Raw genomic sequence first — 21,398 nt, forward strand, 5'->3', positions numbered from 1 at the left:
CGTTGTTGTGTTTCTACTCACGCGAACACGCGCAGATGCTCCGGCGCGAATTCGAGCGCGACGGGCGCGCCCGGCGCGAAACCGTCGAGTGCTTCCGTGCCGAGCGGCACCTTCACGAAGCACTCGTCCTGTTGCGGCAAACCACAGCGCATGCGCACGTGATCGCCGAAATAGATGAGCCCGCGCGCTTCGCCCGCCACCGCATTCGCGCCGGGCCGCGCCAAGCCCACCGCGCCCGCCGCGAGCTTCATCCGCTCCGGCCGGATGCACGCGACGCCTTGCGCGCCCGCTTGCGCGCCACCGATATTCCGCCCGACCAGGCGCGTTCCGTCGATCAGGTGAAACTCGCAGTAGTCGCCGTCGACATTCGCGATCGTGCCGCGCAGCCGGTTGCTATCGCCGATGAAGTTCGCGACGAACTCGTTGCACGGCGCCTCGTAGAGGCTATTGACGGTATCGAGCTGTTGCACGATGCCCTTGTCGAACACGGCGACGCGATCGGACATCGTCAGCGCTTCGCCCTGATCGTGCGTCACGTAGACGAAGGTGACGCCGAGCTTTTCGTGCAGCGATTTGAGTTCGTATTGCATGTGCTCGCGCAACTGCTTGTCGAGCGCGCCGAGCGGCTCGTCCATCAGCACGAGCTTGGGTTCGAACACGAGCGCGCGTGCCAGCGCGATACGCTGCTGCTGGCCGCCCGACAACTGCGCCGGATAACGCTTCGCAAAGCCTTCCATGCGCACCATCTTCAGCGCGTTGTTGACTTTGTGCGCGCGTTCGTCGGCGGACAGCTTGCGTACCGTCAGCGGATACGCGACGTTCTGCTCGACCGTGAGATGCGGAAACAGCGCGTAGTTCTGAAACACCATGCCGATGTTGCGCTTGTGCGGCGGCACGTTGTTGAGCAGCTGACCGTCGAGCCAGATCTCGCCGCCCGTCGGAAATTCGAAGCCTGCGAGCATCATCAGGCAGGTCGTCTTGCCGGAACCGGACGGTCCAAGCAGCGTGAGGAATTCGCCTTGATAGATGTCGAGATCGAGTTGCTTGACGACGAGCGTTTCGCCGTCATACGTCTTGCGCACACCCCGAAAGCTGACGATTACGTCTTCGGTTTTCATCGTGTCCGTCTCCTGTCGATCCAGGTTAGCGCTTTAGCGCTTACCTGGATCCCATGCCGTATCGATCAGAGTTAGCGCTTCAGCGCTTACTCTGATCCTACGGCGAGTCGATCGGAGTTAGCGCTTTAGCGCCAGCTCCAATCCCCCAGCTTTGCTGCTTCATCTACGGGTTTCTACGCAGATTTGGTTCCACCCGTTTTGAAGAATCGCATCGATTGCGTGATCCACTATAGCCCGTTACGGTTCTACAATAGGGAACCATTTCATAATTCCGGATAGAACCACTTGGATACGGTGATCCTGTCGGACTGGCTCGCCGCGCGGCTCGACCGGACGGCTGGCGAACCCGTCTATCGACAAGTGCTGGGCCTGCTGCAGCAGGCCATTCTGACGGGCCAGTTGCTGCCCGGCGCCAAGCTGCCCAGCTCGCGTATGCTCGCGTCGGACCTCGGCATCGCGCGCAATACCGTGCTGCATGTCTACGATCAGCTCACGGCGGAAGGCTATGTGTTATCGACCACGGGCAGCGGCACCTATGTCGCCGACACGCGGCCGGACACGGCCGCCGTCAACGCGCGCAAGGCGCCACCCGCCGCGAGTGGCTCCATTGGCGCGATCGTTGGTGCTGTCGGCGTCGTGCCGGGCGCGAACGTCGCGCAGACCACTGTGCCTGCACGCGGCAGTTTGTCGACACGCGGTGCGCGTCTGATTCGCCAGGCGGGCGTATCAGCCAGGCAGTGGGGCGCGTTCATGCCCGGTGTGCCAGATGTCGCCGAGTTTCCGGCGCGCACGTGGAGCCGCCTGCAGGCCAAGCTCTGGAAGGAAGCGAATCCCGATCTGCTGACGTATGCGCCGGGCGGCGGCTATCGTCCGCTGCGGCGCGCGTTGTCGGATTATCTGCGCGTCGCGCGCTCGGTGAAGTGCACGCCCGACCAGATCATCATCACAACGGGTATTCATCAGTCGATCGATCTCGCCGTGCGGCTGCTCACGGACGTCGGCGACCGCGCGTGGGTCGAGGAACCTTGCTATTGGGGCGCGCGCAGCGTGCTGCAATCGTCGGGGCTGACGCTCGCGCCCGTGCCCGTCGATGAAGAAGGGTTAAATCCGCGCGAATCCGATTTGCAGACGCCGCCGCGCATCGCGCTCGTCACGCCGTCGCATCAGTATCCGCTCGGCATGGTGATGAGCCTCGCGCGCCGCCGCACGCTGCTCGAATACGCGCGTCAGCATGGCGTGTGGATCATCGAGGACGACTACGACAGCGAGTTCCGCTATGGCAGCAGGCCGCTCGCGTCGCTGCAAGGGCTCGACGATGCGGGCCAGGTGATCTATGTCGGCAGCTTGGGGAAGATGCTGTTTCCGGGTTTGCGGATCGGCTACATGATCGCGCCGGAACATCTCGTCGATACGTTTCGCACGGGCGTGGCCGAGCTGTATCGCGAAGGACAACTGATGCAGCAGGCCGTGCTGACCGAGTTCATCATGGACGGCTATCTGACGTCGCACGTGCGGCGCATGCGCGCGTTGTACGGCGAGCGCCGCCAGATTCTGATCGACGCGATCACTGCGCGTTTCGGCGACGCGCTGCCCGTGATGGGCGACGAAGCGGGCCTGCATCTGGTGCTCGGCCTGCCCGACGACGCCAACGACCGTGAGGTGACAGCCGCTTCGTACGACGCGGGCGTGATCGTGCGGCCGCTCGCCGCGTACTACAACAGCGAAACGCCGGCGCGCCGCGGCCTGTTGCTCGGCTACGCGTGTGTGCCGAACGAGCGCATCGGACCGGCGTTCGATACGCTCGCGAACGTGATCGAAAGGACTGCGTTCAAGACGACGGCCGCGCCTACTCGGGCGGCTTAGCAGGGCACCCTCGCGCGGCGCGTCGAACGCGTTGCTAACCGTTCGTCGTCAGATGCATCGGGCGATGCGCGATGCGCTCCGCTTCGGGCTTCTCCACCCGCTCGATCGACACCTTCGTCACGCCCGCGCGATGCATGCCGAGCGCCGACGCGGCGAGATACGACAGATCGATCACGCGGCCGCGCGCGTAGGGTCCACGATCGTTGATGCGCACCACCACCGACTTCGAACTCGCCAGCGACGTCACGCGTACATACGATCCAAGCGGCAGCGTCCGATGCGCGGCCGTCATCGCGTACATATCGTAGTGCTCGCCGTTCGCCGTGCGATGACCGTGAAAGCCGCGGCCGTACCACGACGCGAGCCCCAGTTGCCTGAAGCGCGACGTGTGCCCTTTCGCGCTCGCTGCATGCGCCAGATGCACGGCATGCGCGGCGCGGTTGGCGCGGTTTTTTGGATCGACGGGCGCGCCGTGCTGCGCTTTTTTCGCCTTAGGACGCAGCTTCGGATCAACCGGCTTATGTTTCCCGCCAGCCACCGATGCCGACGCGGGCAGCGCGCTCGCCAGCAGGAAGAACGAAACGGACGCGCCGAGGCGTCGTAACAGCGGGTTCTTTTTCAAGCGATGGCTCGTCTTCGAAATGGCATCGTGCGATGCGCTTCGGCTGCAGTCACGCAGAACCCGGACCGGGCCGCAGGACGGAGCACGACGCGCATCGCCAGGCGACCAGGTTAGCCCGAACGTTTCGGCAGGTAGCTTTGGGGATCGACTGCCTTGGTGCCGTCGCGCAGTTCGAAGATGAGGTACGGATGGGGATTGTCAGCAGCGCCCATTTCGGCGATCGGCTGGCCTTGCTTGACCGCGTCGCCTTCCTTGACGAGCAGCTTCGCGTTGTTGCCGTAGGCGCTCACGAAACGTTTGTCGTGCTTGACGATGACGAGCAGCCCGTACGCCTTGATCTCAGAGCCTGCGTAGATCACGCGGCCGGTACTCGCTGCCCGGATCGTCTCGCCGGCTGTGCCGCTGATATGAATAGCCTTCGACTGGCCGTCTCCGGCAATCGACGTCACGGGCCCCGAGGCGGGCCAGATGAAGCGCACCTGCTGCGTGGGCGCAGCAGGCGGCGCGACATTGCCGGTTGCAGCCATTGATTCCGGCGCGCCCGTTTGCACGGGCCCGGACACCGCCGCTGGATCAGGCGCCACGCGGAGCACCTGACCGACGCTCACCGGGTAGTCGTCCGGAAGACGGTTCCAGCGGGCAACCTGCGCGGGATCACGCCCGAACGCAGCCGCGACGCCCGCCAGCGTATCGCCCGGATTCACGCGATAGAAGCCCGCCGCAACAGGCGCAGGCGCCTCGAGCGAGGGCGGGCGCGCCTCGGGTGAACTGGTAAAGAGGTCGCCCCAAGGCGAGCTTGCACAACCCGCGAGCGCCAATGCGACGCTCGCGATCAATAGCCGTCGCGTCAGCTGGCGGCACGGTTTGAAGATGTTCATCGGAAGACGATCGGAAGGATGGCATCGGATGCGCCAGCGGGCTGCATGTCGCAGCCCGCTGGCACAAGGGTTGGCATCCTTAACGAACGTCGTCGCGATGCGTTGACCCCACGCGCGATCGCTCAGTCATCCTTGACGATTGTTAACGCGCTTGCACGCAAAAGCGGCAAACACGTGAAGAATCGTCGGCGCGTTACTTCAGGCCGAAATCCACCCGCGTCGTCGCGCCCTTGTCGTCGATACCCGAAGCATCGAGCTTCGGCGCCACGATGAAAACGCGGCTGTTGTCGATCTTGCCTTCGAAGTACTGCTGCACCGCCTGCGCGCGGCGCTGCGCGAGATCGCGCAGGCTGGCGTCCGTGACGGGCGCATGCTCGGCGAGCGCGGTCTTCATCTCGTCGTCGGGCAGCGTCTTCGTCAGGCCGACGATGTTGCGCGGCTTCTTGAAGTCCGAATCCTTGTAGGCCTTGGTCAGATACTTGTCGTATTCGTTGGCGTCGACCTTGATCGTCATCGGATCGACGCTTTCACCGTTGCCCACGACGTCCTTGAGCTTCTGCTGACGCACGAGCCGATCGACATAGGCCGTGCGCAGCGCCGGCTGATCGACGGCGGGATCGACGCGGCCGATGATGTCGAGGCGGATCGACGGCTTGTCGGAGAGCGCCTTCACGATCATGTCGAGCTTCTTCTGCGATGCGTCGGACAGCGCGAAGGAGCCCGGATCGAACTCGACGTAGCCGAGTTCCTCTCCGCTGCCGCCGCCAAACGCATGCGCGAGCAGCGAGAACGGCGCCGTCACAGCCTTCTGCAGCAGATTCAGCACCGCGTGCCAGATCAAGCCTCCGATGCTGAACTCCGGATTCGACAACGAGCCCGACACGGGAATGTCCACATCGATTTCACCGCGCGAATTCTTCAGCAGAGAAATGGCGAGCTTCACGGGCAGCTTCGTCGCCGTGTCGTTATCGACGTGATCGCCGAACGTGAGCTGATCGATGAAGATGTGGTTGTTCGCCGTCAGCTGGTCATTTACCAACTGATAGTGCAGATCGACGTTCAGCTTGCCCTTCGTGATCGGATAGCCCGCGTACTTCGCCGAGTACGGCGTCAGGTTGGTCAGCTCGATGCCGTGCGCCGTTGCCGTCAGATCGAGCGCCGGCTTGGCGATCAGCGGATTCACCGAGCCGCGGATCGTAATCGGGCCGTTGGCGGCGAGCTTCGCGGACACGTCGACGGGCGCCGACTGCTTCGAGTCCGTGCCGAATGCGCCGACCGTGCCCTGGATCGCGACCAGGTTAGCCGTGTAGTTTGGCTTGATGAAGTTGTCGGTGTAAGTGACGCGGCCGTTCTGCAGCACGAGCTGGCCGAAGTGCAGACGCACCGGACTTTGCGGAGGCGTAGCCGCCGTCACCGACGTGTTCGCGCCGGACGCGGCGGAAGCCGGCACGGCAGCCTGTGCTTCGGAAGCGGCGGGCGCGCCGAGCGGAATCGGCTCTTTGCCCTTGGCGCTCTGGTCACGCGTGAGCGACTGCGGCGCGCCCGTTTCGTGCGCGACCACGTCCTTCAGATTCAGCTTGCCTTGCGCGTCGAGCAGCACGCGGCCGTAGAAGTTCGCGAACGTGACCTTGGCGGCATCGACGTCCGTGCCGCGCTCGTCGTAATTGGCCTTGATGCCCGTCAGCGCCAGCGAGCGCCAGCCGGCAAACGGGTCCGAGGTCGCCTTGTCGATCATGCGCACGTCGACGATCGCCGCGTCGCCGCGATACGTCGCGCGCATGCCCTTCGACTTGTCGCCCTGCGCGAGCGTCACATCGCCGCTTGCATTGAGCAGCGCGCTCGCGATCGTCGCGTTCAGCTTGCTGCCGAAGTACGGCTCGAGCGCCGCGGCGTCCAGCCGGTTCGCGTCGATCTTCACCGCGAGCTTGAGCGGCGTCGCCGTCACGTCGCCCTTCACGCCAAGCGTGCCCTTGCCGTTGACGGTGGCCTGTAGCTCGACGGGCAGCGCGCGGCTCAGGTCGTCGCTGATCTTCTGCACTTTCAGTTGCAGCGGCTTGACGGCGAGCTTCACGGGACGCGTGGTCGTGTTGTCGGTGAACGTTGCCGCGCCGTCCTTCAGGTTCAGCTCGCCGATGCTGTAATGCCATGCCGGCCCTTCCTCCGTCGCCTTCTTCGCCGCGTGGATCACGGTGCGCTCGCGCACCTGCTCCTGCGGCGGGCCAGCCAGCGCGGCCAGATCGATCGTGCCGTCTTTCAGGCGCTGCGCGTCGACGGACAGGCCCGTCACGTCGACCGTGTCGAGTTCCGCCTTGCGCGCGGCCAGATCGACGTGCTTGATGCCCGCCTTGCCGTCCGCGATCGAAATGACCGGCTGCTTCGCGTTCCCTGTCGCGAGCTTCAGCGATTGCAGATCGATCTGGCTTTCGCCGATCTGCAGATCGACGGGTTCCTTCGACCAGTTGGCCGTCAGGTTCGACTGCACGCTCAACGTGCCGTCGAGCACCTTTGCCGCCGTCACGGTGTCGAGATATGGCTGCAAGACGGGCAGTTGGGCCGACTTCACGTCGATCTTCGCGTCGGCCGTCTTCGCGGCGAGCGACAGGTTGCCCGATACGGCGAGCGCGCTCTGCGGCTGGTTCTTGACGTTGGTCTTGAGGGTGTAGCGCGCGGGCGTCTTGCCAAGCGTCGAGAAATCCGCAAGCGTCACCGCGAGATTGTTCAACCCTGCCGATACGGGCCGCGACGCCGCCGCGTCCTGTACTTCGACGGTGCCGTTCGACAGCTCGAATTGCTTGATCTGCAGATCGAGCGGCGGCGCGGCCTTTGCTGCTGCAGCCTCGGCGCCGCTCGCGCCGGACGCAGCCGCCGCCGCGGGCGCGCTTGCCGCCGCAGCAGGTGCGGGCGCGAACGTACGCTGCACGCTCAGCACGCCGCTCTTGTCGCGCGCGAGATGCACGGTCGGCGCGTCGAGGCGGATGTCGTCGAAACGATAGACGCTCTTCAGCGGCTCCAGCGTCTGCGCGGCCACATGCAGCGAGCGCGCGGCGAAGAACGGCGCCTTGTGCTCGTCGAGCACGTCGATGTCGGCGAGATCCGTCGTGCCCGTGATGCGCAGCGTGGGCGCGTCGCCCGTCATCAGGAAGCTCACTTTCAGGTCGCTCGACAGCTTGCCCGCCTGCACCGTGACGGGCAGCTTCGCGGGCGAATACGACAGCAGCTTCGGCACGTCGAGCCCGTCGAAGCGCAGCGACACTTCCGATTCGCGCGACGCCGCGAACGGCTTCGTGCGCCCGTCGATGGCAATCGGACTGCCGTCGATACGCGCTCGCAGCAGCGGCTCGACGAAGATGTCGGTCTTCGACGGCAAGGTGGCGATGAACGGGATACCCAGGCGCCATTCATCGACGACATGCGTGACGCCGAGCAGCCGGTCGTCGAACGTGATCTTGCCGTTTTCGATTCGGATATTGGAGATCGAGAACTGCGCCGGCTTGCTGTCGGGCTTGGACGGCTGCTTCGAGAACTTCTCGATCAGGTCGCTGAAGCTGAAGCGCTGCGCGTCGTAGCGGACGATCGTGATGCGCGGCGAATCGAGATGCACTTCATCGACAATGGGCGCGAGCCGGAAAATCGAACTCCACGACGTCCGCACGATCAGCCGTTCGATATCGACGAAATCGCCCTTGCCGCCACGGTCGCCGATATGCACGCGGTCCGCTTCGAAATTGAGCGTGTACGGATTGAGCGAGATGCGTCCGATACTGGCCGGCCGGTCCAGTTGCTCGCTCAACTGCTGTTCGGCGATATGCCGGATCAGCGGCGGCGCGGCGAAAAAGCCGAGCAGTCCGAACAGGACCAGCACGACGAATACGATGAGAACGATGCGTCTTGCGCGCCGGCCTTGCGCGACTTCGCGGACGGTCTGAAAGGATGAAGCGATTGATGCTTTGGTCGGGCTTGCCATGCTTGGTCGCGGGTAGGGCGGCGCAGAACACGCCGCGATGACGAATATCCAGCTTGGCCGAAGTATACGTCGTGTACTTCGGGCAAACCATCAAATGTCATGAGAATGACGACCGTTGCGGGCAAATAAACGTTAGAAAGTGTAAGTGGCCCGATTTCAGTTGCGAGGACGTGTCCAGCCATGATGCGGCGGACACGTGCTTCGCTTATTGACGCACGACGGCGGGTGGCTGCCAGGTGCCGTCGCTGGCTTCGGGCTTCGGTGTGTAGAGACGCAGCACGAGCTGGAAATCGCCGCGCGGCGCGGGCAGCCAGTTCGACGCCTTGCGCGGTTTCGCCGACGACACCGTCACGTCGATCGAGCCGTCGCGGTTGCGCCGCACGCCCGCCTTGTCGCCGACGGACGCGCGTGCCGGCGTGCTGTCGCCGAGCGCGCCGTCCTTCGTGTACGCGGCGATCGACCAGAAGCCGCGCACGGGCGGCACCTGGTTCGGCTCGAAGTGCATCACGTAGCGGTTCGCCCCGTTCAACGCGTGGCCGTCGCTGTCGAGCGCGACGTTGGCGCGCACTTCGTCGTCCTTCGTGCCGATGCCCGGCTGCGCGTATGACGCGTACGCGCGCAGTGCGTAGTCGGGACCGTAGTTGCCGACGCCCTCGCCGAACCAGCTCCAGCCGTTGGCCGTCAGCATGTTGGTGGGCGGCGTCGCGACGCGCGCGTGGCCGTCCGCGAGACCGTCGGCGATCGCGTCGCTGGCCGACCTGGGCAATTCGACGGCTTCGTCCGGCTTCACGCCGAGGTCGGCGAGAAACTTGAGCGCGTGCGGATCGGCGGGCGACGGCGGGTTGTCGGGCAGCAGCCGCGCGAGGCGGTCGAAGAAGCCTTTCGCGTCGAGCGCGGCGACCTGCTCGGCGGGCGTGCCGGAGACGCTTGCGTCGGGGGGCATGGTGCGCGGCGCAACGGACGCCGCCGATGCATCGCCCGTATAGACGGACAGCGGCACCACGCGAATGCCGCGCTGCAGCTTGCGCACGGCCGTCAGATCGCGTCCGCCGTTCGACTGGATGCGCACGTCGAGCCAGATATTGCGCGTGGGCGCGTCGATACGCTTGACGCCCTTGGGCAGATCGCCCTTCCAGTCGGGCTTCGCGAACACCACCGTCTGCGCCTTGATGCCCGACACACGCGAGCCGCCCTGCTGTTCCGCCGACCACAGCACGTTGGTCCACATGTCGAGCGCGCGCGCATCGATATAGCGGCCCGCCGAGGTTGGCAGCGAGACGATCACCGGTTCATCGCCGACGTCGAGCCACGCGGTCGAATCGAGCGTGTCGATGCCGGGCGTCGGCGGATTGTGCGCGCCGACGGGCGGCAACGCCGACGCATGACGCAGCGTGTTGACGGGCGCCTGGCCGGGGCCCGTGCCCACGGCGGCGTCGCGGGACGCTCCCATCAGCACTAACGGATAGGCAAATACATAGGAGTCGGCGACCTCGTCCTTGATCCAGCCAGTGGGCTTGGGCGCCACGATAGGAGTCGACGCGCACCCGGTGAGAAATGCGATGCCCGCGAGCGCCGCGCAGGCGAGTTGAAACGGAAACTTTTCTCGGCGATTTTTTATCATTCGATGAACCGCGGTCCTGGGTGTCACATGCCTGAGCCAGGACGGGCCCGGTCCGCGCGAGCCCCCGCCCGCGCCGGACTTGCCGAAATGTCCTGACATTCCTTTTCTGACAACGCGTTTTAACTTATCCGCGTCGCGGGGGCAAGTTAATGTGAGTGTTCATCTGGGTTTTGATGTGCCGTCTTCGGTTCGGGTGTTGTTTGTTAGTTTTTTTTGGGTTTTTGTTTGATTGTTTTGTGGTGGGTGCCTGCGAGGCGCGGGCTATGCCGGGTGGGGTTGGTGGTCTTGCGGTGGGATTCGCGGTTTGACTTCGTAGCGCGTTTGGTTTGGTTGTTCTAGCCTGTGCGCTGGCATCCGCGTGTTGCCTTCGTGCTTCATGCGTCGCCCCTGTGCGGGGCGGCACCTACTTTTCTTTGCCGCCGCAAAGAAAAGTAGGCAAAAGAAAGCGGCTAACACCGCCAACATTTCTTCTTGCCTGAGGGCCCCCAACCGGTCCCACACTTCACACGGCAACCACGTGACTCATGTTTGTTGCCAACGCTTTGAATTGACGCCTCACCCGCTTCGCACACCCGCACCAGAGCTGGCGGCAGCGAATGGTAAGTGCCGCCCAGGTGGCAAACTGTGTGTAGGTTGTCGCGTCGTATAGCTTGGCGCTCTTACAGGGTGGGACGCGTGCGCTATTGGTCCGGAGTGAGGCGTGTGTAGCGCTACGGCCTACACACAGTTTGCCACCTGGGCGGCAGTGGAATATCTGGCACGGCGTGCTGCGACGCGGGCGCGTGAAGCGGGTGGAGCGCTCATTCAAAGCGTTGGCAACATGCATGAGTCACGTGATTGCCGTGTGAAGCGTGGGACCATTTGGGGTCCCTCAGGCAGGAACAAGAATTAGCGGTGTTAGCCGCTTTCTTTTGCCTACTTTTCTTTGCGGCGGCAAAGAAAAGTAGGTGCCGCCCCGCACAGGGGCAACGCGTGAAGCACGAAGGCATAGCGCGGATGCCAGCGACAAAGCAAGAACAACCAAACCGTAGCACGCGCATGCATCCCTGCACGTCGTCGGGCAAATACGAAAAAGCCCCTTGACCTTCCCATCATGGGAAGGTCAATACTGGCTCCAATGATGCGCAATAGCGCAAACTGGAGCCTCCCAGCCATGACCGAACTCGCACCACCCCGCGCCGCCGACACGTCCCGCCCGGCGGCATCCTCGGAACTCGACATTCAGGGCATGACGTGCGCGTCCTGCGCGCTGCGCGTCGAGAAGGCGCTCGCCAAAGTGCCGGGCGTCGCGCGGGCCACCGTGAATCTGGCGACCGAAAAAGCAACCGTCGATGCCGACGCGTCCGTCACCACCGATACCCTCGTCAACGCCATCCGCAAAGCGGGCTACGACGCACAGCCGCTGAACGACGCGCCGCCACCCGCTGCCGACGCGCAATCGACAGCCGAACTCGCGATCGGCGGCATGACCTGCGCTGCCTGCTCCGGACGCGTCGAAAAAGCGCTCGCGAGGATTCCCGGCGTGACTTCCGCGTCCGTCAATCTCGCCACCGAAAAAGCGACCGTCACCACCAACGGCGCGGTCGGCGTCGATCAGTTGATCGCGGCCGTCACGAAAGCCGGCTATCAGGCGACGCCGCTCTCCACCGATGACGCAACGCCCGCCGCCACCGAAGACAAAGACGCCGCCGCGCGCGCCGCCGTACGCCGCGAACTCGGCGCGGTCGTGATCTGCGCGCTGCTGACGCTGCCGCTCATCGTGCCGATGTTCGCGGAGCCGCTCGGCCTGCACGCGATGCTGCCCGTCACGCTGCAACTCGCGCTCGCCACCGTCGTCCAGTTCGTGTTCGGCGCGCGGTTCTACCGCGCCGCGTGGAAAGCCGTGCGCGCGGGCGCGGGCAATATGGATCTGCTGGTCGCGCTCGGTACGTCGGCGGCTTATGGCGTGAGCGTCTACCAGATGGCGCTGCATCCCGGCGACATGATGCATCTGTATTTCGAGGCATCGGCTGTCGTGATTACGCTGGTGCGCTTCGGCAAGTGGCTCGAAGCGCGCGCGAAGCGCCAGACCACCGACGCGATCCGCGCCCTCAACGCGCTGCGTCCGGACCGCGCGCGCATTGTCGTCGGCACGGAAGAGCACGAGGTGCCGCTCGCGCAAGTGCGCGTCGGCATGCTCGTCGCGGTGCGGCCGGGCGAGCGCGTGCCCGTCGACGGCACGGTGCTGCAAGGCCGCACGCATATCGACGAATCGCTGATTACGGGCGAAAGCCTGCCCGTGCCGAAGCAGCAGGACGACCGCGTGACGGCAGGGTCGATCAACGGCGAAGGCGCGATCACAGTGACGACCACGGCCATCGGCGCCGAGACCACGCTCGCCCGCATCATCCGGCTCGTGGAGACGGCGCAGGCGGAGAAAGCGCCGATCCAGCGGCTGGTCGACCGCGTTAGCGAAATCTTCGTTCCCGCCATTCTGGCGATCGCGCTCATCACGCTGGTCGGCTGGCTAATCGCCGGACACGGCGCCGAAACGGCGATTCTCAACGCGGTCGCGGTACTGGTAATCGCCTGCCCTTGCGCGCTCGGCCTCGCGACGCCGACCGCGATCATGGCGGGTACAGGCGTCGCCGCGCGTCACGGCGTGCTGATCAAGGACGCGCAGGCGCTCGAAATCGCGCATCAGGTTCGCGTCGTCGCGTTCGACAAGACGGGCACGCTGACGGTCGGCCAGCCGTCCGTGACGGCGTTCGAGACGACGGAAGGCGTTGGCCGTTCAAAAGCGCTGGCGCTCGCGGCGGCCGTGCAGCGGCATAGCGAGCATCCGCTCGCGAAGGCTGTCTTGAAAGCGTTCGAAGCGGACGGCGGCGGCGCGCCGCTGCCCGCCAGTAGCGACGCGCGCGCGGTCGCGGGGCGCGGCGTGGAAGCGGATATCGACGGCGAGACGTTCGCCATCGGCAGTAGCCGCTGGCTCGGCGAACTGGGCATCGTGCCGTCGCCCGCCCTCGCCCTCCGCGCCCAGCAACTCGAAGCGCAAGGCAACACGGTCTCGTGGCTGATCGGACGCGGCAAGACGGACGCGCAAATCGAAACGCAAGCCGACACACCAGCACAAGCGCTCGCGCTGATCGCTTTCGGCGACACGCTCAAGCCGGGCGCGCGCGCCGCGATCGAACGGCTGTCGCGCATGGGCGTGAAGAGCGCGTTGGTGACGGGCGACAACGAAGGCAGCGCGAACAGCGTCGCCGCCGCGCTCGGTATCGACGAGGTGCACGCGCAAGTCCTGCCGTCCGACAAGGCGCGCGTCGTGCACGACCTGAAGATCCGCACGTCGAGCGTGGTCGCGATGGCGGGCGACGGCATCAACGACGCGCCCGCGCTTGCCGCCGCCGACATCGGCATCGCGATGGCGACGGGCACCGATGTCGCGATGCACGCGGCGGGGATCACGCTGATGCGCGGCGACCCGACGCTGGTCGCCGACGCAATCGACATCTCGCGCCGCACGTGGCGCAAGATCCAGCAGAACCTGTTCTGGGCGTTCGTGTACAACCTGATCGGCATTCCGCTCGCCGCGTTCGGGCTGCTGAACCCGATGATCGCGGGCGCGGCGATGGCGTTCTCGAGCGTGAGCGTCGTGACGAACGCGCTGTTACTACGAACCTGGCGTTCGTCGCAATGATCTGAATCAACACTCTAGCTTTCAAAATTAAAGGAAAACGTTTGGCGTGCCGTTAACAGGTTTCAGGCTGCCGTTTCCGCGTTGCGCGCCGCCGCGCGCGCGACGCATCGGAGCGGCTTCGATCCCGTTACCTGCAGACCCTCATGGATATCCTTTCACTGCGCCGCGCCAGCGTGGGCGCCAGGCTCGCCATGCTCTCGTGCGCGCTGGTGGCCGCCATCTTTGCCGCCTTCACGTTCGCCGTGACCCGCACGGCCGGCACGCAGATCAGCGATCAGGTGCTGTCGCGCATCACCGAAAAAGACCGCTCGATTGCCGCGATGATCTCGCTGTTCGACAAGGCGCTCACGGCCGAAGTGGGCCGCTCGATGACGCTGTTCGCGAGTTTCCTGCCGCCCGGCTACGCGCTCGACGAGACGCAGAAGATCGACATCGCCGGCACGCCGACGCCCGTCTTCAAGGCCGGCGACAAGGTGCTGAACAACGACTTCTCGATTCCCGACCAGTTTCTCGCGCAAAGCGGCGCCATCGCGACGATCTTCGCGCGCACGGGCGACGACTTCGTGCGCGTGACGACTTCGCTGAAAAAGCAGGACGGCTCGCGCGCAATCGGCACGCTGCTCGACCGCAAGGGCCCCGCCTACGGCCCCGTCGCCGGCAACAAGACCTTCACGGGACTCGCGACGCTGTTCGGCAAACGCTATATCACGCAGTATCGGCCGATCACCGATGCCAGCGGCAAGGTAATCGGCGCGCTGTTCGTCGGCGTCGACGTGGATGCGCAGATCAAGTCAGTCGAAGACGGCATCCGTCAACTGAAGATCGGCGACACGGGCTATTACTTCGTGTTGAACGCGTCGAACGGCGCGGATCGGGGCAAGCTGATGGTGCATCCGGCGGCAGCCGGCCAACTGGGCGACGAGAGCGCCGCGCCGTACAAGCGCATGATCGACGAAAAGGAAGGCCAGATCGAATATTCGAGCGCGGACGCGACGCTCGGCGAGACGGGGGCGCAGGACAAGTTCGTGTCGTTCGTCACGGTGCCGGAATGGAGCTGGCTGGTCGGCGGCGTCGCGAAGCGAGACGAAGTGATGGCCGACGTGATCGCCACGCGCAACCGCTTCATCCTGATCGGCTTCGTGCTGGTCGGGTTGTTCGCCGTCGTTTTCCTGATCGCTGTGCGCCGGCTCGTGTCACGTCCGCTCGACGAAGCGGCGAAGGCCTCGGAGCGCTTCGCATCGGGCGATCTGAGCGTGCGCGTGTCGGCGAGCCACGAACGGCGCACCGACGAAATCGGCCGTCTGATGCAGGCCATCGACGGCATTGGCGAAGGTCTGGCGCGCATCGTCACACAGGTGCGCAGCGCGTCGGCCGACATGACGGAAGGCACCGCAAAGATCGCTGCGGGCAGCGGCGAGATCGCATCGCGCATCGGCACGCAGGCCGCGAGTCTCGAAGAAACGGCGGCGAGCATGCAGCAGATTACGTCGACGGTGCAGCAGAACGCCGGTCATGCGGCGCAGGCGAACACGCTGGTATCGGGTGCATCGGAAGCGGCCCTCGACGGCGGCCGCGCGGTCGAGCGTGTCGTCTCGACGATGGGCGAGATCAGCCAGTCGTCGAAGAAGATCGCCGACATCACTACCGTCATCGAAGGCATCGCGTTCCAGACCAACATCCTCGCGCTCAACGCGGCCGTCGAAGCGGCGCGCGCGGGCGAGCACGGCAAGGGCTTCGCGGTGGTCGCATCGGAAGTGCGCGCGCTCGCGCAGCGCAGCGCGGCGGCGGCGAAGGAAATCGAAGGCGTGATCGCGGAATCGACGGCGACGGTATCGAGCGGCTTCCGCATTGCTGAGGAAGCGAGCACGACGATGCGCTCGATTGTCGAGCGGGTTGGCCAGGTGCAGACGATCATTGGCGAAATCAGCGTCGCTTCGAAGGAGCAGTCGAGCGGCATCGAGCAGGTGAACACGGCCGTCACGCAGATCGGTGAAGTGACGCAGCAGAACGCGGCGCTCGTTAGTGATGCCGAGCAGGCTGCCGCCGACCTGAGCGCGCAGGCCGACAAGCTTGCGGAAGTTGTTTCCGTATTCAAGCTGGGAGGCCATAACTAGAAAGCACGGGAGCGGGACTTTCAGATTCGCTGGCATCCGCGCTTTGTCTTTGTACTTCATGCGTTGCCGGTCGGTGTTTTTGGCTTTGTGCTGGCATCCGCGTTACGGTGTCTGCCATTCACGCGTCGCCCCTGTGCGGGGCGGCACCTACTTTTCTTTGCCGCCGCAAAGAAAAGTAGGCAAAAGAAAGCGGCTCACACCGCTAATTCTTGTGTTTGCCTGAGGGCCCCCAACCGGTCCTACGCTTCACACGGCAACCACGTGACTCATGTTCGTTGCTAGCGCTCTTGCGGTGCGCCTCACCCACTTCACGCGCCCGCGTCGCAGCATGCCGTGCCAGATATTCCACTGCCGCCCAGGTGGCAAACTGTGTGTAGGCCTTCGCGCCACACACGCCTCACTCCGGACCGATAGCGCACGCGTCCCACCATGTAAGAGCGCTAACGTGTACGTCGCGACAACCTACACACAGTTTGCCACCTGGGCGGCACAAACCATTCGCTGCAGCTAGCCCTTGTGCGGGTGTTTGAAGCGGGTGAGGCGCTCATTTATAGCGTTGGCAACACACGCAAACAAGGATGTTGCCGTGTGAAGCGTAAGACCCTTTGGGGGCCCTCAGGCAGGAAGAAATGTTGGCGGTGTTAGCCGCTTTCTTTTGCCTACTTTTCTTTGCGGCGGCAAAGAAAAGTAGGTGCCGCCCCGCACAGGGGCGACGCTTGAAGTGCAAACACCATCACGCGGATGCCAGCACAAAGTCAAAACCCGACAGCATCGCAAACCCAACACACACCAAACCTAAAACTCAACATCAAGCTCATCGATCTCATCGACTTCCAACTGCGCTTCAGCGATCCACTGCTGCATCTCAGCCAGCGCAAGAATCCTCTGCCCATAAGCAACGATATCGGCATCGAGCTGCACATCATAGGTGACAAAGCGCGTAACAACCGGCGCATACATCGCATCCGCAGCGCTACGCTCGCCGAACAGATACGGCCCACCGTATTCTTCAAGACACTCACGCCAGATCGTCACAATACGATCAATATCCGACTGCGCCCGCGCCCACACCTTAAATCCCGGAAAATGCGCTTTCAGGTTCATCGGCAACGCCGAACGCAAAGAACTGAATCCCGAATGCATCTCACCGCATATCGCACGGCAATGCGCGCGCGCCTTACGATCCTTCGGCAACAGCCCAGCTTCAGGCCGCACTTCGTTCAGATACTCAGCGATAGCCAACGTGTCCCACACCTTAATGCCATCATGCACAAGACACGGCACGAGAATAGAGGGCGACAGCAGCAGCAACTCAGCCCGCGCAGCGGGATCATCAACAGGCATCACGATCTCTTCAAACGGCAAGCCACTGAACTTCGCCAGCAGCCAGCCGCGCAGCGACCACGAGGAATAGTTCCGGCTGCTGATCGTCAGCGTAGCGGCAGTCATCGTGTCGGCCATCGGTTTCGGCATGTCTCGCTCCTCGGAGGAACATCGCGCTGCGATGCGCGGCTCGCGATGCACGATACCGTGCATGCGCGCACCAAATAGCGGCATAGCCGGCATCTTGCGAAGTAACGCGCAAAGGCTATGCCAACGCGTCGCCGCAGCAGCCCATTCCGCCCGCCAACGTTTAGCTCCGCTGGCATATGACTTGCCTCTCATTGCCTCAAGTTCTCTTCGTGCGAAAGCCATGAATCCGCTCGCTTATCCGGCGTACCAGGCGTTCGCCAACTTCATGCTGCCGTTGCGCCATGGCGCATCGCTGGTACAGGGCGCGCTCGACGCGTGGCCCGAGTATGCCGCCACGCAATCCGGCAGGACGCTGCGCGCATCGGCCGAATTGCTGACGCTCGCGGGCCTCACGCATGTGCGCCCGCCGTTCGGCATCGACAGCGTCGAGGTCGAAGGGCAAGCGGTCGATGTGATCGAAGAAGTCGTGCAGTCGACGCCCTTCTGTTCGCTGCTGCATTTCCGCAAGCATGCGTCGTTTGATGTGCCGCAGCCGCGCGTGCTGGTGATCGCGCCGATGTCGGGCCACTTCGCGACGCTGCTGCGCGGCACGGTCCGCACGATGCTCGCCGAGCACGACGTCTACATCACCGACTGGCACAACCCGCGCGATGTGTCGCTTTCGGCGGGTCGCTTCGGCTTCGACGAGTTCGTGCAGCACGTGATCGACTTCACCGACACGATCGGCCAGGGTACGCATCTGCTCGCCGTCTGTCAGCCGACGGTTGCCGCGCTCGCCGCCGTTGCGCTGATGGCCGCCGACGACCATCCCGCGCAGCCCGCCAGCATGACGCTGATGGCCGGCCCGATCGACACGCGCGTGAACCCGACGCGCGTGAACGAACTGGCGAAGAGCAAGCCGATCGAATGGTTCGAACAGAATCTGATCAGCGCGGTGCCGTTCGGTTTTCGGGGCGCGTTCCGGCGCGTCTATCCGGGCTTCGTGCAGCTGAACGCGTTCATGGCGATGAATCTGGAACGGCATCTGGAGTCGTTCGAAACGATGTATCACGAGCGCTCGAAGGGCGACCCGGAGAAGGCGGAAGCGATCCGCGCCTTCTACGAAGAATACTTCGCGACGATGGACCTGACGGCGGACTTCTACCTCGAAACCGTCGATACCGTGTTTCAGCGGCACGCACTGCCGCTGCACGAACTGGAAGTGAGAGGACGGCGCGTCGAGCCGTCGAAGATCAGGCGCACCGCGCTGCTCACGGTAGAAGGCGAGCGCGACGATATCTGCGCAGTCGGGCAGACGCTCGCGGCGCAGGATCTGTGCGACAGGTTGCGGCCGTATCTGAAGACACATCATGTGCAGACGGGCGTCGGGCACTATGGCGTGTTCAACGGACAGCGCTGGGAGCGGCAGATTTATCCGCGCATCCGCGCCGTGATTCACGACAACGAGCCGCGTGCGGTGCCCGTCGCCACGCGTGGCGCGCAGGCGTCGCTGACGCTCGCGCCGGCGGCCGCGTCGAGCGCGACGACGCCGGCGGGCACGACGCCCGCCGCCACGGAAGCGATGGACGTCGATCTGGCTTCCGACGAGCCCGCCACCGAATGAACAGCGTGGCGAGCGTCAGTCAGGGAAATCAGGACGTCGGACGAATCATCTGGAACATGTCGCCGATCTGCGCATAGTCGGCGCGATAGCCCGCGCGCATGATCGGCTGCGCGGCGCGCGTGTCGAACAGACCGTCCTTCAGATACGCGTTCTGGATGTGCACGCCGACCACCTGTCCGAGCGCGAGCCAGTTGTCCATCGGCTTGCCGCTCAGATCGTGCAACTGCACGATTTGCAGCAGCTTGCATTCGAGCGCAGCGGGCGACTCGCCGACATGCGGCACCGACACGTTGCGGCCCGCGACAGGCGTCAGTCCCGACAGCTGGAACTCGTCGACGTCCGCCGCGACGGGCGCCGACGTGCGGTTCATCCGCTCGGCGAGCGGGCGTGTCGCCAGATTCCAGACGAACTCGCGCGTCTCTTCGATATTCCGGATGCTGTCCTTACGGCCTTCGCTGGCGAATCCGATGATCGACGGAAACGTCGAAAACGCGCCGAAGAAGCTGTACGGCGCGAGATTCAGCTGACCGCCCGCCGAGCGCGTCGATACCCAACCGATCAGGCGTGGCGCGACGATCGCCTTGAACGGGTCGTGCGGCAGGCCGTGGCCGGTGGCTGGATCGTAGAAATAGACGTCGGACATGATGTCGCTCTCGTTGTGATTGACCGTGCGTGCCGTTCAGTTCTTTCCGTTGCCCTGGATCACGCGCCTGCGTCCCGCCTTGACCTTCGCGGTCTGCGCGTCGTCCCAGTCGTAAAAGCCCGCACCGCTGCGCACGCCGACGCGCCCCGCCTGCACCTGCTCGCGCAGCAGATCGAGCACGTCTTCGTCCTTGGCGAGCGCGGGCATCAGGTGCGTGCTGATATCGACGAAGGTATCGAGGCCGCCCATGTCGGCGCCTTCGAACGGACCGACGATTCCCCAGCGCTTGCCGAGCGACGCCTTCATCACGCGGTCGACGACATCGGGTGTCGCCGCGCCCGAGCGCACGATGTTCAGCGCCTCGCGTAGCACCGCGAATTGCAGCCGGTTGCCGACGAAGCCCGGAATCGCTTTCGACAACACGACGGGCTCCATGCCGATTGCGTGCATCAGCGCGACGGTCGAGTCGATCGCGTGTTGCGCCGTGTCGCTGCCCGGCACCACTTCGACGAGCGGGATCATGTGCGGCGGATTCCAGAAGTGCGCGATCAGAAAGCGTTCCGGCGCGCGCAGCGGCGCGGTCAACTGGTCGGGCGGAAAGCCGCTCGTGTTGCTGGCGAGGATCGCGTCGTCGCGCAGCACCTCGTTCAACTGTGCGTAAAGGCGGTGCTTCAGTTCGAGCACTTCGGGGATCGCCTCGATCACGATATGCGCGTCGGCCATGGCGTCGAGCGTGGCGCTCGTTTCGATGCGCGACAGCGCGTCTTCCTTCGCCTGCCCGTCGATGCGGCCCGCGTCGATCAGTTCGTCGAGCACGGCTCGCGCTTTCGGCGCGACGCTTTCGAGCCGCGCCGCATCGACGTCGTGGACGATCGTCCTGTGTCCGTGCAGCGCGCTTTGCGTCGCGATGCCGACGCCCATCAATCCCGTTCCCACTACGCCTACGACTGGCTTGCTCAAACCCATTCCCCGTTTCTGTGTGTGTTGTCCATCGAAGTTCAAAAGCATAGCGCAGCGCATATTTTTTCGACGCCGGATACGACAAGGCCGGCGCGCTCTTGCAAGCGGCCGGCCCTGGTTCATCCTCGTCACGCCGCATCGGGCGGCGCGAAGCGTGCCGTCAGACGGTCTTAGTAACGTCCCTGCGGCGGACGATGGTCGCGGTCATGGTACGGGTCGCGCTCGTGCGGGTGATGACGCATCCAGTCGTCGTGCGCCCAGTAACGGTGGCCGTCGTAGTAACGGTCGCCGTGCCAGCCGATATTGACCTGCACGCCCACAGGCATCATGTGCGGCTGCTCATACACGGGCTGCGTGTGCATGGGTGCGTATTGCGCGAAGGCGCTGCCTGCGCCGAGCAGTGCACCGCCAGCGATCAGCACGGCGACGATCGAACGCGAAGTCTTCTTGATGGCATTCATGGCTATTCTCCCTTTCGAGTTTCGTTGCGAGCGATGGCTGGATCGACCGGGACGGTCATGAGATTCGCCGTTCGCTTGAGACCCACTTTAGCCGCGCAGACTTTTCACAGACGTGAGGACTTGTAAGCGCACATTTCATACGGTGTGGGCGACGAATACGGGTTCGCGCGGGGATTTGCCGTGTTTTCACAAGGCTGTGCGCAGTTTGGCGATGCGCGATGGTCTGCGTCCGTAGAGCCCCTGTTACATTCATTTCGGTGTGGAAATAATGCGCGGGCGATTACGACGGTGTGCGCAATGACGGGAGCGTTTTTCTTCGAGGCGCTTAATGGCTTTCTGAGGCGCAAAAACAAAAGCCCGGCAGGCCGGGCTTTTCAGTTTCGCCGCTTCTGGATGGCG

General features: G+C 64.3%; 13 protein-coding genes. 4 read left to right on the forward strand and 9 right to left on the reverse strand.

Annotated features, from left to right (window positions below):
* Positions 1–17: 17 nt before the first annotated feature.
* Entirely contained in the window at positions 18–1,118 is a 1,101-nt protein-coding gene (locus SB822_RS14035; RefSeq protein WP_007579510.1) for an ABC transporter ATP-binding protein, read from the reverse strand.
* 285 nt (positions 1,119–1,403) lie between these two features.
* Between SB822_RS14035 and SB822_RS14040 the strand changes: the two genes are divergently transcribed.
* Positions 1,404–2,981, forward strand: coding sequence for a PLP-dependent aminotransferase family protein (locus SB822_RS14040; RefSeq protein WP_079487692.1), 1,578 nt, complete (start codon positions 1,404–1,406; stop codon positions 2,979–2,981).
* 34 nt (positions 2,982–3,015) lie between these two features.
* Here the strand turns inward: SB822_RS14040 and SB822_RS14045 are convergent, their stop codons facing one another.
* The 4 genes from SB822_RS14045 to SB822_RS14060 form a co-directional block, all read right to left on the reverse strand.
* On the reverse strand, positions 3,016–3,603 hold the full coding sequence (locus tag SB822_RS14045) for a septal ring lytic transglycosylase RlpA family protein (RefSeq protein WP_410854947.1): 588 nt from the start codon (positions 3,601–3,603) through the stop codon (positions 3,016–3,018).
* A gap of 110 nt (positions 3,604–3,713) precedes the next feature.
* Positions 3,714–4,481 (reverse strand): peptidoglycan DD-metalloendopeptidase family protein, encoded by a 768-nt coding sequence (locus SB822_RS14050; RefSeq protein ID WP_410854948.1) that lies wholly within the window; start codon positions 4,479–4,481, stop codon positions 3,714–3,716.
* 193 nt (positions 4,482–4,674) lie between these two features.
* The gene (locus tag SB822_RS14055; protein ID WP_410854949.1) at positions 4,675–8,445 is read right to left on the reverse strand and encodes a DUF748 domain-containing protein; all 3,771 of its coding nucleotides are present in this window, start codon (positions 8,443–8,445) and stop codon (positions 4,675–4,677) included.
* Positions 8,446–8,650: 205 nt separating this feature from the next.
* Positions 8,651–10,066, reverse strand: coding sequence for a DUF1254 domain-containing protein (locus tag SB822_RS14060; protein ID WP_410854950.1), 1,416 nt, complete (start codon positions 10,064–10,066; stop codon positions 8,651–8,653).
* 1,153 nt (positions 10,067–11,219) lie between these two features.
* Here SB822_RS14060 and SB822_RS14065 point away from each other — a divergent pair.
* Positions 11,220–13,745: a heavy metal translocating P-type ATPase gene (locus SB822_RS14065; protein WP_410854951.1), complete on the forward strand. Its 2,526-nt coding sequence runs from the start codon at positions 11,220–11,222 to the stop codon at positions 13,743–13,745.
* Positions 13,746–13,888: 143 nt separating this feature from the next.
* On the forward strand, positions 13,889–15,859 hold the full coding sequence (locus tag SB822_RS14070) for a Cache 3/Cache 2 fusion domain-containing protein (RefSeq protein WP_410854952.1): 1,971 nt from the start codon (positions 13,889–13,891) through the stop codon (positions 15,857–15,859).
* Between the two features lie 795 nt (positions 15,860–16,654).
* Here SB822_RS14070 and SB822_RS14075 read toward each other — a convergent pair.
* Positions 16,655–17,308, reverse strand: a complete 654-nt coding sequence (locus SB822_RS14075) for a glutathione S-transferase family protein (RefSeq protein ID WP_410854964.1) — start codon at positions 17,306–17,308, stop codon at positions 16,655–16,657.
* A gap of 244 nt (positions 17,309–17,552) precedes the next feature.
* On the opposite strand from SB822_RS14075, the gene SB822_RS14080 reads away from it, so the two are divergent.
* Positions 17,553–18,935 carry a polyhydroxyalkanoate depolymerase gene (locus SB822_RS14080; RefSeq protein ID WP_410854953.1) on the forward strand — a complete coding sequence of 461 codons (1,383 nt, stop codon included), beginning with the start codon at positions 17,553–17,555 and terminating at the stop codon, positions 18,933–18,935.
* 28 nt (positions 18,936–18,963) lie between these two features.
* Here the strand turns inward: SB822_RS14080 and SB822_RS14085 are convergent, their stop codons facing one another.
* The 3 genes from SB822_RS14085 to SB822_RS14095 form a co-directional block, all read right to left on the reverse strand.
* Positions 18,964–19,578 carry a flavin reductase family protein gene (locus SB822_RS14085; RefSeq protein WP_410854954.1) on the reverse strand — a complete coding sequence of 205 codons (615 nt, stop codon included), beginning with the start codon at positions 19,576–19,578 and terminating at the stop codon, positions 18,964–18,966.
* Between the two features lie 36 nt (positions 19,579–19,614).
* Positions 19,615–20,544, reverse strand: a complete 930-nt coding sequence (locus SB822_RS14090; protein WP_207633902.1) for a 3-hydroxyacyl-CoA dehydrogenase family protein — start codon at positions 20,542–20,544, stop codon at positions 19,615–19,617.
* Positions 20,545–20,708: 164 nt separating this feature from the next.
* Entirely contained in the window at positions 20,709–20,999 is a 291-nt protein-coding gene (locus SB822_RS14095) for a hypothetical protein (RefSeq protein WP_007587494.1), read from the reverse strand.
* Positions 21,000–21,398 lie beyond the last annotated feature (399 nt).

Origin of the sequence: Paraburkholderia sp. SIMBA_054 (assembly GCF_046534875.1) — a bacterium.
Classification (GTDB): Bacteria; Pseudomonadota; Gammaproteobacteria; order Burkholderiales; family Burkholderiaceae; genus Paraburkholderia; species Paraburkholderia hospita.